Consider the following 13,067-nt stretch of genomic DNA (forward strand, 5'->3'; position numbering starts at 1 on the left):
GTTCGTTTGTGGACTCTTCAAGAATCCCCCGGCTTTTAGCCGTGGGGAGTATCAAGTTTGCCCAACGCCCCTTGTGCTAAGGTTGCTCAAAAGCGACAGACTAGATTAGCTAACCACCCTAACCCCATTCCTAACAAAGAAGTCAAAGCCAAAATGAGAAAAGTTTGAAATTGGCTTAGTGACTTGGGTAATTGATCTTCCACCACAGCCCAGGTGAGAGCTAAAGCCCCAACTACCCCCAGAAGCAAAGCACAAGCCCAAGCCTCAACCAAAAACCAAACTAAAATTTCAACCCAACTTTCAGCCCAAGGCAGATTCCAGACTAAAACTCCTAGCAGCGCACCACAAGCCAAACAACTCGCCCAAGCCAAAATCACAGTCCGAGCTAAAATCCTGGTCAAAGTCCAAGCCCCACCCCCAGAGGCTGCCCAAGCCCAAGCACCAGACCAAGCCAAGGCGTAAGCCCAAGTTCCAGCACCAGCTAAAACCATAACTCCAATCCCAGCCACAACCACAACTGCAACCCCAGCAATAGTTTTGGTCACTGGCATTGCCCCAGATCCTGCTTCAACAACAGCCCAAGCTACAGGCAAAACCCCAGTCCAAACTAAAGCCATTAACCCAGTCACTGCGATCGCCTGTGAGGGCGCTGGGCTTTGGGCGATCGCCTCAGCAATAGCAATAGCCTTAATCCAAAGCGGAGTATAAGCAAGAACAAAGCTTGCACAGGCGTACCATAAAAAACCAAATGTTAGCCAGAGCCAGGGGATAGTCCTGCAACTCATTTGTTTGGAGTTCCTGCACTTGTTGTTAATCAATGCTTAGCCATGCCAGCAACACTTATGATGGTCGCCAAGATAGGTGTGAAAAACAAAATTAGAGCTTATTTGTAGCTCCTGAAGCTTGGCATTAGTTTAACACTATTTTTAAATATAATTTAATCGCTTTTTAACTTGCGCTTAATCTACAGTAGAAAAGTATACTAATGTTTTAAGCAAGTTCTGGCATGACAAGCCATTGATCTATGTCTCAGAAAAACGAAACAACTGTTCTCGTTTTAGCTCTGCTGATCACACTGGGGTTAGTAGGAGGTGGTGTTTGGTGGTTGATGAAACGCTCTGGTGTTAACTTGGGTGGTTTAGTTAACAATAAATCGCAGCCACTAGGGCAGTCTAACGTCAAAACTTTCTCCTCTGTACAGAACGTTCCATCTGGAGTGTTTAACTATGGTGGTAGTACAACTTGGGTATCGATCCGCAAAGCAGTAGACCCAGCAATTCAAAAGGTTTGGCCTCAGTTTCGCTTGCGCTACGTTGATCCTGATCGGGCTGCTCCTAGCTCCCAGACAGGTATCCGGATGTTGCTAGACAACCAACTGTCATTTGCTCAGTCTTCTGTGGCGATCGCAGATGAGGCATATCAGCAGGCGCGACAGCGAGGTTTTACTCTCAATGAAATACCAGTGGCGATTGATGGGATTGCGATCGCTGTAAATCCAAGCTTGAACGTTAAAGGTTTGACTGTAAACCAATTCAATGATATCTACGCAGGCAAGATCACGAATTGGAGTCAAGTCGGTGGTCCTAATCTAAAAATTACACCCTACGGTAAAAAAGACCGCGACTCGGGTGCGTATATTAAATTTATGCCAACGACAACTGAAGCTCTGCGCCAAGTAGCTGCTAATCCAGGGGGTATTTACTACACCTCAGCACCGTTGGTGGTATCCCAGTGTCACGTTAAGCCGCTACTGGTGGGTCGTAACCTTAATGAACTTGTTCCCCCTTACAAAACGCCTTTTGTGCCTCTCGAACAGTGTCCGCAACAGCGCAACCAAGTGAACACAGAAGTCTTCCTGAGTGGTCAATATCCCTTGAGCCGGAGATTATCAGTGGTGGTGAAACAGAATGGTCAAATTGACCAACAAGCGGGCGAAGCTTATGCCAGATTATTGTTGAGTGCTCAGGGTCAGGAATTAATTACAAAGGCTGGATTTGTCAGCATCCGGTGAACTACTGGACATTCGTCTTTTGTACAAACAGAGTTTATCACTAAATGTGCCTTGAAAGTCTAGTTTCATCTTGTGTACGAACTACATGAAGCTTCTTGCAAAAGACAAATTTATGAAATTAAACCACAGATGGACACAGATGCACACAGATAATTAACTAGTGTTAATCTGTGTGTATCTGTGGTTTATCTTGAAATCATACTTTTGTAAGAAGTATAGTCAACAGTGAACTGACCTAATTAAGAACAAGAAAGTTCTTCTTAGATGAAGTTGATGATAGGCTCACCTGGTTTTGCCTTTTGGAATTTAGTACCAGTTTCACCAGTCACAAGTTTTCGTTGTACCTTGACGTAAGCGTCATCGGGTAGCGCAACATAACCAACTGAATCAATCCATTTCCAAGAATTGTCTAAATAGAATTTCACAAACTCCTTGACGGCTGGTTTGCTATCCAGGGACTTCTTACTCACATAAATGAAGAGGGGACGAGACAAAGGAGTGTAAATATTTTTCACTACATTGTCTACTGGAACTGGCTTTTCACACTTTCCTTTTGGACTTTGTACAGCAACCAAATTTAGCTTCTCTTGGTTTTGCAAATAGTAAGATATGCCAACGTACCCAAGAGCAGTCGGATCGCCCGCAACGCCTTGGACAAGGATGTTTTGATTGTGACTAGGAGTGTAATCTGTGCGGCTATTTTTGGCTTTGCCAGTCACAGCTTGTGTGAAATAATCAAATGTTCCAGTATCAGAAGCTGGGGCATAAAGCTTGAGCGGCTTGTTGGGAAATTTGGAATTAACTTGATTCCAATTAGTGATTTTGTTAGTGGATTTGGCATTCCACATTTTTTTAAGTTCATCAATAGTCAGACATTGGGCGAAGTTATTTTGACGATTGGTAATGACGGCAATTCCATCAAGGGCAATAGGTAGTTCTACAAAGTTAATGCCCTTCTTTTTACAGGTTTTGATTTCTTCATTCCTGAAAGTACGTGAGGCACCCACGATATCAATATCTCCAGCACAAAACTTACTTATGCCACCTCCAGTACCACTTGAAGCAACACTCACTTTAGCATTAGGCTGAACTTTATGGTATTCTTCCGCAACTGCCAGAGAAATAGGAAAACCAACAGCCGCACCATCGACACTCACCTGTTTATTCTTCTCCTGAGCGCTGTTGCAAGAAGTTATGCCGAAAGTCATAACTATCAGAGATGTTAGTAAAGCACGACTTTTTAAGTGATAACAAAAGCTCATAATCTATAATCCTGTCTTCTTTGGAATACTGTCTGAAGCTGTAACGCACTTAACTTGCATTATTTGGGCGGGCAGGACAGCCAGTCCACAAGAATTTGAACAAAATTCAATATGCAAGCTTATTTGTGATGCAAACTTATTCCATCTTCTAATTGCAGTTTGATTGAGAATTTAGAAGGAAATGAGTCATTATGCCTTACTCGCAGTCCAAACTTTGTCAAAAATTCCCCCATCAGTGAAAAACTTCTTCTGGAGAGAATCCCAACCTCCCAAATCTAGAGCAGTAAAGAAGGTTTGAATTTGGGGATACTTCTTACTTGCTTCTTCTACTACGTTGGGGTTAACGGGACGGTATCCTAACTTAGCAAATTCTTGTTGGGCTTCTGCTGAGTAAAGAAAATCGATAAATGCTTCTGCAACTTCTCTGGTACCGTGCTTCTCAACGTTTTTGTCCACAACTGTGACAGGGTTGTCGATGGAAATGTTAACTCCAGGTACTACATAAGGCTGTTTCTCACCTTTCTGCTCAGCCAAAAATACCTCGTTTTCGTAGTTGATTAACACATCTCCCTTTCCTTGTTGGAAAAAGAGATCGCTTGCATCACGTGCACTTGCTGTTAGCACGGGGACATTTTTATAGACTTTGGTGGCAAAATCCAGCGCTTTCGCCTCGTCACCCCCTGTTTGAGTCACGGAACCCCACAAAGCCAAAAATTCCCAAATAGCAATACCGGAAGTTTTGGGGTTCGCAGCAATGAGCTTGACGTCATCTTTTGCCAAGTCTTCCCAAGTCTTGATGCCTTTGGGATTACCAGGGCGGGTGACGATAGTTGCTACGGAACGGCTGACAATGCTACCTTTGGCGGCTTCCACTTCCCAATTGGGTTGAATTAAACCTGCTTGCTGAATTTTATTCACATCTAAGGGGAGTGCCAGGTGTACCACATCTGCTTCTATTGAGCCTTTAATCACTGCATCGGCTTGGGAACCAGAGCCACCATAGCTGCGCTCAAAAGTTACGTTTTGATTGTGTTCTTTCTTCCACTTTGCTACAAATTTAGGAATGATCTGATCGTGAGCTGCTTGAGTAACCGAGAAAGAAACGAGGTTTAATTTTACATCAGGTTTTGAGGCTGAGCTGCTTTGACAGGCGGCGATCGCCACGCTTAAAGTCGCTCCTAGCAAAAAAAGACACACAAAGTCTCGAAGTGAACGTCCATTCGACCAACTTGCTATTTGTGATCTATGACTCCAGTGTCTAATCCCTCGCCAGACTTTAATAACATAAGTCTGAATTTGCTCCATCCAGTACATCCCTGATTTTTTCATATGTTGCCACTTGCTCATCAAAATTCTGTAATATTTACGGTAAATTCAGTGATTTACCGTACTTTTGCGGTATTATAAGTCAATCAACCAATAGTTTTCATCTGCCATTCATCTTTCTTTAATTAATTAGCCACCTGGGTTACAAGATCCCCGACTTCTTAAAGAAGTCGGGGATCTAATCTCCCCACGCCCCAAGGGTGCTACGAACTCACCGTTGTGTATTCTTGGATAACCTTCACATCTAAGGTTGTATTTTGCAAGGAACGGATAGCAGCGACAATGGCTTTTGCTCCAGCAATTGTGGTAATGATGGGGATTTTGTAAGCTAAGGCTGTACGGCGAATGAGTCTACCATCACTTTGCGCTTCTTCCCCAGAAGGCGTGTTGATAATCAACTGAATTCTATGGTTCTTAATTGCATCTAAGACGTGAGGACGACCTTCATGCAGTTTTAGCACCAACTCCACATCTAAGCCGTGTTCATGAAGAACGCGACGTGTACCATCCGTCGCCATCACAGCAAAGCCCAAATCGATAAATTCCTTGACCACAGGAACCGCAGCTGCTTTATCGCGATCGTTCATCGATACGAACACTGTACCACTCATGGGCAAACGCTCACCAGCGCCCAATACTGCTTTGGCAAAGGCGCGTCCAAAGTCGTTGTCAATACCCATCACCTCGCCAGTAGAACGCATCTCTGGTCCCAAAATAATATCGGTACCAGGGAATTTGTTAAATGGCAATACGGCTTCTTTCACGGCAATGTGGGCTGGAATCACTTCTTTGGTGAAGCCTAGCTCCTCCAAAGTTTTACCCGACATAATTAATGATGCGAGCTTTGCCAATGGCACACCAGTTGCTTTAGATACAAATGGTACAGTGCGAGAAGCGCGAGGATTGGCTTCGAGAATGTAAACTTGGGGCGAAGAACTTTGCGTGCCAACAACGGCAAATTGAATATTCATCAACCCTATGACATTAAGTGACTTCGCCAACTCCACCGTCCAAGAACGAATTTGCTCCAAAACGATTGGTGGTAGAGAAATAGAAGGTATGGTGCAGGCAGAATCTCCCGAGTGAATACCCGCTTGTTCAATGTGTTCCATTATACCTCCTATAACCACCCGCCCAGTGTGGTCGGCGATCGCATCTACATCGACTTCTATGGCATTTTCCAAAAACTTATCAATCAGAATCGGGTGTTCCGGTTCCACCTGCACTGCAAAAGTCATATAACGTTCCAACTCTGCATCAGAGTAGACGATTTCCATCGCCCTTCCCCCTAACACGTAGCTAGGACGCACCACCACCGGATAACCAATGCGTTTGGCAACGACCAAAGCATCTTCATAAGTACGGGCGATACCATTGGGCGGTTGGGCAATATTTAACTCTTGGAGAACCTTCTCAAACCGTTCCCGGTCTTCTGCAATGTCGATAGAATCTGGTGAAGTCCCCCAAATCCGAGTGCTGAGTGGTGAGTTTGGAGTGCTGAGAACTTTTTGTAGGGGAAGGGAAAGCTTCAATGGAGTTTGTCCACCAAACTGAACAATCACCCCAACTGGGTTTTCCGCTTCGATGATATTGAGTACATCTTCTTTTGTCAGGGGCTCAAAATACAGGCGATCGCTCGTATCATAATCTGTGGAAACTGTCTCCGGGTTGGAGTTGACCATAATTGTTTCATAGCCCGCGTCTTTTAAAGCAAAGGCGGCGTGACAACAACAGTAGTCAAACTCAATACCCTGCCCAATGCGGTTAGGACCACCACCCAAAATCATCACCTTGGGTTTATCCGTAGGCATGACCTCTGTTTCGTCTTCGTAAGTAGAATAGTGATAAGGAGTAAATGCCTCAAATTCCGCAGCACAGGTATCTACTGTTTTGTAAACTGGTATGACACCGAGTTGTTTGCGGTAAGCACGGACTTCATCTTCGGTGGTTTTGGTCGCGAAGGCAATCTGGCGATCGCTAAATCCCTGCCGCTTCACATCATACATCTGCTCTTTTGTCAACTGCTGCAACGGTGTCCGCTTCAGAAACTTCTCGTCCTCCAGCAGTTCCTGCATCTTATCGAGGAACCATGGGTCAATACCCGTTAACTCGTAGATTTCCTCAATACTCATGCTTAGCAACATGGCATGACGTACAGCAAATATGCGTTCAGGGTTTGGTGTCCGCAGATGGGCGCGAATTTGTTCACCACTAGGTAATTTTTCTTTCTGGTCGCAACCCCAACCCGCACGTCCGGTTTCCAGGGAACGCAGCGCCTTTTGGAAGGACTCGTTAAAAGTCCGCCCAATTGCCATTGCTTCCCCTACCGATTTCATTTGTGTTGTCAGCACTGCTTCAGCGCCAGGGAACTTTTCAAAGGCGAACCGGGGAACTTTTGTGACGACGTAATCAATAGTTGGTTCAAAAGAGGCTGGTGTTTTCTTGGTGATGTCATTGTCAATTTCATCAAGCGTGTAGCCAACAGCCAGCTTCGCCGCCATTTTGGCGATGGGGAAACCTGTGGCTTTGGAAGCCAAAGCCGAAGAACGGGATACACGAGGGTTCATCTCAATGACAACTACGTCTCCATCTACGGGATTGACCGCAAACTGGATATTAGAACCTCCAGTTTCCACGCCAATCTCGCGGATAATGTTAATTGCCATATCCCGCAGCCGTTGGTATTCTTTATCAGTGAGGGTTTGAGCTGGGGCAACGGTAATAGAGTCTCCGGTATGGATACCCATCGGGTCAAGGTTTTCGATGGAACAGATAATCACAACGTTATCTGCCAAGTCGCGCATCACTTCCAGTTCGTATTCTTTCCAGCCGAGTAGGGACTGGTCGATGAGGATTTGCGACACGGGACTCGCATCTATACCTGCTTGTGCCATTTCTGCAAATTCTTCTTCGTTATAGGCAATACCGCCTCCGGTACCACCTAAGGTGAAAGCAGGACGAATAATCAGAGGATAGGTGCCAATGTGTCTGGCGATCGCCTTGGCTTCTTCTAAAGATGAAGCTGTCCCACTAGGACACATCTTCACCCCTATCTTTGTCATCGCTTCGTTAAAAAGTTTCCTGTCTTCCGCTTTCTCAATGGCTGGGAGTTTAGCGCCAATCAATTCAACGCCGTACTTTTCCAACACCCCATTTTTAGCTAAAGCTACAGCAATGTTCAGGGCGGTTTGTCCTCCCATCGTCGGTAGTAGGGCGTCGGGGCGTTCTTTGGCGATGACTTTTTCAACCAATTCCGGTGTCAGCGGTTCGATGTATGTGCGATCCGCTATTTCCGGATCTGTCATAATTGAGGCAGGATTCGAGTTGACCAGCACCACTTCGTAGCGTTCTTCTCGCAATGCCTTACAAGCTTGAGTGCCAGAATAGTCAAACTCGCTGGCTTGTCCAATCACTATTGGACCAGAACCGAGTAGCAAAATCTTCTTGATATCGTCACGGCGGGGCATAGTCGTTGCTTTTGAGTAAGAAAATATAAATCCTGATTATTCTAAGGGTCTTCACCCATTAGTTACTTTGTTTATTATCAACTTTTCTTAGTTCTCTTTATAGATAGGGGATAGGAGGCTTCTTAGAGGTTTTTCCCTATGCCGTGTTTTCTGTTCCCTATACGTTGTTGGTTTATTCCCTCATTTTAGAGGTTTTATTTTATTCGTTTATCATGATGCATCTACTTTTTTTTGCAACTCTTTTCTATTTAAAATGATGATTTTTCTCAATAAGCAAATAATTATTTTAACAAATGGCTGAAGAAACAATTTAGTTTTTTTTAATATGGTAATCTTGCTAAATAACAATATTTACTAACTATCTTCCAGAAGAAACCTGGAGGTTAAATAGTATGTTTTGTTTTTTTGTTGACTTGTATGAAAAATGGCAGAGAGGAAGTGTGTCTACCTCTCTGCCATTTCTTAATAGTTGTTTAAGAACCAGTACTTACAACTTTTTTTTCCAGTCTAGTTAAATCACTCTATCTTATGAGTGCCTTAGTTTTGAGCAGGTTGAACAAATCCCAAGGTTAAGCTATCCTTAGCAAGGAAGTGAGCCAAGTGGTAAGCCCTTTCCTCTGTTTTTAACAGGATTTTCTCGTACAAATAGCGGGTACCGCGATCGCCCAAACTTTCTGCCTGTCCTGCTTGGCGGCGAATCACACCAATAATCGCTTGTTCTGCCTTCAGGTCATTTTCTACCATCTGACGAGCAGAATAGACGCCATCGGGTTCTTGCTCAAAGCAGGTTAATTCTACCAATTTGCGCAAGTTAGCAACAGGTACTCCACCCAGTCCATCCAAGCGTTCTCCAATCTCATGGACATGTTCTTGGACTTCGTTGTAGCTTTCGTTAAAGAACTCATGCAGAGAGTAGAATTCTGCACCTTCAACTACAAAATGATGCTTTTGGTACTGCAAGTACAGTGCTTGGAAACTTGCTAATACGACATTAAATCCTTCACAAACTGGCTCGGTTACAGTTTTGTCCAACAGGACAGGATTGTCATATACTTGACCAAAATTCCGTAACAAAGTTTGCGTTTCAGACATTGTTGTTCTCCTCGCTTTTGGCAGTTAGTAACTCTAACTGCTTAGTCTCTACATCTTAACATTTTAAAAATCATAGCAAGCTCAATTAATCTCACAAACTTTTGAGTTTTGTATTAAAAATAAGCCCTAACTTTGATTTCTTTTTAGAGATTTCCAGACATATCATCCGTAATGTTATCTAACATACTGATTTTTTTCAATAAATGTGCTTTCCATCATCCTGAGTCGGGGGGAAGTTTAAGAATGCTTATAGATTTTATTTTTTTTCAAAAATTACTGAGAAAAGTTTGCACTTAGGTTATTCTTATGTAAAGAAGCTAAGTACCCATCACGATAAAAGGGGCTTCGGAATTGCCTTAAGGGATAATTCATTTCCCAGATTTGGCATAACTTTCATTTCCGACCCCTATCAATGACAAGTTGTACTAAGCTCCTAACAAACAAAAAATTATGGGAGTCAAGGTGCGTACTTACTGCAAAACTATTGCACTTTTAGGGGGATTGTCTTGAAACCGTCAATTTTAGAACCGCAGGTAAAGTACATCGTTGAGGTAAATTGGGCAGATCGCTGGCAAATATATCGACGCTTGCAGGAACTAGACATTCCTTGCCGGTGTGAGACGAACCAGCCATTGACAGTTGAAATTAGCAATCCTACAGCAGCCCTACAACTTTGGAGTGTTGTGCAGCAATTTACTGCTTGCCGCCAAGACTTGGTTTCGACTCTTAAGAAATGCTGGCAGTATCGCACTTGACAGCTTGGTGTAGCTACAGCTTAGTCAAAAATGAGTCAAAAATGGGGAAAAAAAATGAGTAAATGCCACATGAGTGAAGTTTCAGAATTCTGTATTGAGGGAAAGTTTCTCGATTTTGTGATTAAAGATGGTTATAAGCTCAAAGGCTTACTACTAGAAACTGCCGACGGTGAATGCTACGTTAAACTGGCTAAACATTTACGTGCTGCTTTTGACTTGCGCTTACCACCAGGTACTCTGTTGCAAGTAGTCGGAGAAAAAAAGCAGGATCTGAAAACGGGCGAAGTGAAACTCAAGGCACAGCGAGTGATGGCGGCTTCACCAGACGCGGCGACATTGAGACGTAAAGACGCCCAGAGAGAAAATGTCTCCGTGTCCTCTTCTAATAACGCCAAGCCAAAAAAAGCTACTATATTAGTTTGTCAAAAGTCAGATTGCATGAAACGGGGTGGTACAGAGGTTTGTCAGGCTTTGGAAGCTGCTGTCAGCGCTCGCGGTTTAGAATCAGAGGTGACAATTAAAGGGACTGGTTGCATGAAAAACTGCAAAGCGGGACCAAACTTGGTGATGCCAGACAAAACTCGCTACAGCCGTATAAAAGCTACACAAGTCCCTGCACTGATGGATAAACATTTTGCTGGTGACACCGTAGACAACGAGCAAGATCAGGAAAGTAAAGTAACGTGCGTGTGGCAAGCTGAGTGCTGACAGTTGTGGCACTACTATATTAATGGGAAAATCTACTAAGAATTTGATTACCGCTGTTGTTCAAATACTCACTCGTGATTTTTGCAAAAGTTTTGCAAAGTTTCTCATCAACCCGGTTTCTTAAAGAAGCCGGGTTTATCATTTGTAACCAATTAAGAAAGAGTGTCAAAACAACTACATTGATTCCAAACGCTGACGCAATTTGCTGCTCAGGGCATCAATCACGGTAACAACGACCGACAGTATTAGTATCATAGTCGTTGCCTTCGTGTACTCAAAGCCATCTATGTAACTTTTTAGCTCAAAGCCAAAGCCACCAGCACCAACAGCACCAAGAACTGATGCCGCACGGATGTTGTACTCAAACATCCACAAGGTGTAGCCTAGAACCAAGGGCAGCACTTGTGGTAAGATACCATATTGAGCAATTTGGATTCGAGATGCACCAGCGACTTGCAAAGATTCTATAGAACGAGGGTCAACGGCTTCAATAGCTTGTTGATAAAATTTTCCTAGATAGCCAATTGTGTAAATACTTAAAGCCAGTGTGCCTGCTAGTGGACCCAGTCCAGTTGCTGCTACAAATAGCAATCCAAGAATAATCGAAGGGACAGAACGCACAGCATTTTGCAGGAAATTAGCTAACCATTGTAGCCAAACAGGAGCGACATTGCGGGCGCTGGCAATAGCAATGGGGAGAGAAAACATTGCCCCAAGAGTCGTTCCTACCACAGACATCTGCACAGTTTCTATTAGTGCTTTGATTGTTTTATTGAAAATATCCCAACTTATATTTGGGGGAAACAACCGCGACACAAAATCAATGATGTTGAACAAGCTTTGCTTTAATAGTCCAAAATCAACTTTAAGACCTTGCAACGCCCAACCATAAACTAAAATAACAAGGCACAGGATGAGTAGGCGACTCAGCCAAGAAAAGCGTTTCCAAAAACGAGAGAAATTTTTCATTACTAAAAAAGGATTCGCCTACTGTGTGCGATATCGATTATGCTTGAGCAAATTGAGCTTGCAGATTGTCGCAATACCCGTCATAAACAATACGTCCAGCATCCAACACAATCGCTCGTTGGGCGTACTCAGCCGCTACACCTAAATCGTGTAAAACAGTAACAATTGTCATACCTTGTTGCGAGTGCAGCATAGATAAAGTTTCCATCACCTGTTTGGATGCTTTGATATCCAATCCTGTGATGGGTTCATCTGCAAGCAGAATTTGAGGAGATTGAATTAAAGCGCGGGCGATCGCCACTCGTTGTTGTTGTCCCCCGCTAAGTTGACCTGTTTTTTGATAAGCTTGCTCTCTTAACCCCAACTGTTCCAGCAGTTCCAACGCTTGACGACGGTCATTTTTAGGGAACCCAAACAGCGTTTCCCAAGTTGTCCTAGCGCCAAGGCGTCCGCACAGCACATTCTCAATTGCCGATAATTGCCGAATCAATCCACCGCCTTGAAATAACAGACCAACATCACGTCGAATATGAGGTAGCGTGCGTGGAGTCACCGGCACCCCGTTAATACGAATTGCTCCGCGCATTATCGGAACTAACCCAACTAAAGAACGCAAAAGCGTAGACTTACCAGCGCCATTCAGCCCCAGCAATACAACAAACTCACCCTGATGAATCTGGAGATTAATTTGGTTAAGGATAGGACGATTCAAAGCTGCGGAATAAGCAGTTTCTACGTCCTGACACTCAATTAGTGGCTGAGTCATATGCGCTTAGGCATTTTAATTATCTAGTTGGGTAACAGCTAAGAGAGCATTTATAAACTAAACCTTAATGTAGGGGAGGCAAAAAGCGGTGTGGATTTTCCTCCCGCTTTATTGCCGTTGTGTTACGGCACGCTTGTGACTAAAGATAGCGACAATAAATATTCTTGCCGTAACGCACGCCCGATCAATGGTGCGTTGCGCTTCGCTATAACGCACCCTACTAACATTACGGGTCAATTCCTGCGTTCTTAAGCGCTTCACGAATTGGTGCTAAGTGCTTATTATGGTCAACTTTTACCAATTCTGTGGAGTTATACAAGCTGCGAAGCAATTCGTTGTTTTGTGGTTCATTTAACTTCAGCATGGCATTGATAATTCGTTCGCGCGTAGCAGTAGGAACGTCATCATCAATGGCTACGCCGTGTGCTGGAACTCCAGGGATTTTATAGAGAACTCGTAACTGGCTTTTTTCAGCATCCGTAATATACGGAGTGTTGAAAGCATATTCTGACACAGCTCCTACATCTGCTTGACCTTGCACAACGGCTTTTAACGCTTTACTGTAATCGCCACCGTAGACAACTTGACTAAAGAAAGCGTCTAGGCGATCGCGATTTGGCACAAGTTTCTGTTTCACCAACTCACCCACAGGGAAGGTGACATCCTCCCACACTAACCGTAAGCGGTATAGTGTGGGCTTCCTCAAATCAC

11 protein-coding genes are annotated in these 13,067 nt (G+C 43.9%); 3 read left to right on the forward strand and 8 right to left on the reverse strand.

The features are described 5' to 3' along the window. Nucleotides 1-86 precede the first annotated feature (86 nt). Nucleotides 87-785, reverse strand: coding sequence for a hypothetical protein (locus AACT52_RS07150; protein WP_073636421.1), 699 nt, complete (start codon nt 783-785; stop codon nt 87-89). Nucleotides 786-1,024: 239 nt separating this feature from the next. Between AACT52_RS07150 and AACT52_RS07155 the strand changes: the two genes are divergently transcribed. Then, entirely contained in the window at nt 1,025-2,011 is a 987-nt protein-coding gene (locus tag AACT52_RS07155) for a substrate-binding domain-containing protein (protein ID WP_073636422.1), read from the forward strand. Nucleotides 2,012-2,271: 260 nt separating this feature from the next. Here AACT52_RS07155 and AACT52_RS07160 read toward each other — a convergent pair whose 3' ends face one another. From AACT52_RS07160 to AACT52_RS07175, 4 genes are all read right to left on the reverse strand, one after another. Beyond that, nucleotides 2,272-3,273, reverse strand: a complete 1,002-nt coding sequence (locus AACT52_RS07160) for a PstS family phosphate ABC transporter substrate-binding protein (protein ID WP_073636423.1) — start codon at nt 3,271-3,273, stop codon at nt 2,272-2,274. 189 nt (nt 3,274-3,462) lie between these two features. Then, the gene (locus AACT52_RS07165; protein ID WP_073636424.1) at nt 3,463-4,620 is read right to left on the reverse strand and encodes a sulfate ABC transporter substrate-binding protein; all 1,158 of its coding nucleotides are present in this window, start codon (nt 4,618-4,620) and stop codon (nt 3,463-3,465) included. A 182-nt stretch (nt 4,621-4,802) separates the two neighbouring features. Then, nucleotides 4,803-8,066 carry a carbamoyl-phosphate synthase large subunit gene (gene carB / locus AACT52_RS07170; protein ID WP_073636425.1) on the reverse strand — a complete coding sequence of 1,088 codons (3,264 nt, stop codon included), beginning with the start codon at nt 8,064-8,066 and terminating at the stop codon, nt 4,803-4,805. A gap of 537 nt (nt 8,067-8,603) precedes the next feature. After that, nucleotides 8,604-9,158, reverse strand: coding sequence for a Dps family protein (locus AACT52_RS07175; protein ID WP_073636426.1), 555 nt, complete (start codon nt 9,156-9,158; stop codon nt 8,604-8,606). A gap of 506 nt (nt 9,159-9,664) precedes the next feature. Here AACT52_RS07175 and AACT52_RS07180 point away from each other — a divergent pair. Then, on the forward strand, nt 9,665-9,913 hold the full coding sequence (locus AACT52_RS07180) for an Asr1405/Asl0597 family protein (protein WP_073636427.1): 249 nt from the start codon (nt 9,665-9,667) through the stop codon (nt 9,911-9,913). A 54-nt stretch (nt 9,914-9,967) separates the two neighbouring features. Then, nucleotides 9,968-10,621 (forward strand): (2Fe-2S) ferredoxin domain-containing protein, encoded by a 654-nt coding sequence (locus AACT52_RS07185; RefSeq protein ID WP_073636430.1) that lies wholly within the window; start codon nt 9,968-9,970, stop codon nt 10,619-10,621. Nucleotides 10,622-10,795: 174 nt separating this feature from the next. On the opposite strand, the gene phnE is transcribed toward AACT52_RS07185, so the two are convergent. From phnE to AACT52_RS07200, 3 genes are all read right to left on the reverse strand, one after another. After that, entirely contained in the window at nt 10,796-11,590 is a 795-nt protein-coding gene (phnE, locus tag AACT52_RS07190) for a phosphonate ABC transporter, permease protein PhnE (RefSeq protein ID WP_073636428.1), read from the reverse strand. Nucleotides 11,591-11,627: 37 nt separating this feature from the next. Next, nucleotides 11,628-12,356, reverse strand: coding sequence for a phosphonate ABC transporter ATP-binding protein (locus AACT52_RS07195; protein WP_073636429.1), 729 nt, complete (start codon nt 12,354-12,356; stop codon nt 11,628-11,630). 226 nt (nt 12,357-12,582) lie between these two features. Next, a partial coding sequence (locus AACT52_RS07200; protein WP_158055014.1) for a phosphate/phosphite/phosphonate ABC transporter substrate-binding protein occupies nt 12,583-13,067 on the reverse strand: 485 nt, incomplete at its 5' end.

It is taken from the genome of Scytonema sp. HK-05, from assembly GCF_963872035.1.
In the GTDB taxonomy this organism is placed as follows: Bacteria; Cyanobacteriota; Cyanobacteriia; order Cyanobacteriales; family Nostocaceae; genus Kalymmatonema.